This window comes from Neoroseomonas soli, assembly GCF_018129065.1.
In the GTDB taxonomy this organism is placed as follows: Bacteria; Pseudomonadota; Alphaproteobacteria; order Acetobacterales; family Acetobacteraceae; genus Neoroseomonas; species Neoroseomonas soli.
Genome location: NZ_JAAEDM010000202.1, coordinates 1 through 908, shown reverse-complemented (window position 1 = coordinate 908; position 908 = coordinate 1). Strand labels below are relative to the sequence as shown.

Below are 908 nucleotides of genomic sequence, written 5' to 3'. Positions count from 1 at the left end.
GCTCCGGCGGGCGCGGCGGCGGGGGCGGCGGGGGCGGCGGCCGGCACAGCAACCGGCGTTCCCCCGCCTCGCCGACGATGCGCGCGAGTTCGGCCCGCAGCGCACCCTCGCGCGCCTCCTCCTCCCGCAGCACGTCGAGCGTGGAGACCTGCCCCTCGGGCGCCACGCATTGCGCCTGCGGCGTGGGGAACCAGCCGAAGGGATCGCGCCAGAGCAGCCACAGCGCCAGCAGCAGCAACAGCAGCGCGAGCAGGAAGGCGAGCAGCCAGGGCCAGATGCGCGAGCGTACGGCGGCGGCGGCGGCCGGCGGGCCGACGATTGCCATCGGCGCCACTGGCTGCGGCATCATCTTCACCAGCAGCTCGCGCACCGCGCCCGGCCCGGCGGCCGTGTGCCCCCAGGGGGCGAGCACCGGCACGCCGCCGCGCACGCGGATCGCGCCCTGGTCCGGGATCTCCAGCGCCAGGCGCAGCAACTCGCCGAGGAAGCGTTCCCCCTCGCTGGGCGAGGCGTGCAGCTTCGCCGCCGCGTCCTGGATATCCCGCACCATCGCCATCAGCGGCTCGAGGATCATCTGCCGCGTGGCGGGGTCGAGCTGCGTCAGCGGCACTGCCGGCCCGCTGCCGGGTGCGTACCAGTCGATGCTGCCCTTCTCGGGGTCCGGATTGGGCTCGGCAAACAGCGCCGCATGGCGCGGGGAGAGCGCGCGGCGCAGATACTGCGTCAGCTGCTCCCAGTGCTGCACCGCGAGCTGCCCGCCGACGCCCTGCGCCAGCAGGTCCCGGTTCAGCGTGGTGGCGATCAGGCTTTCGTCCACGGGCGTGCTCCGCCGGGCCCGGTCAGCGCGGCGCGGCCGGCGCCGCGGGCGGCGCGGCGTCCGGTTGCGGCGCGGAAGGGGCAGGCGCCAC

At 76.3% G+C, this 908-nt stretch carries 1 protein-coding gene; it reads right to left on the bottom strand.

The features are described 5' to 3' along the window. Positions 1-817 (bottom strand): hypothetical protein (locus tag GXW76_RS25455; protein ID WP_211864929.1); only part of this gene is annotated, 817 nt, incomplete at its 3' end. Between the last annotated feature and the right edge of the window lie 91 nt (positions 818-908).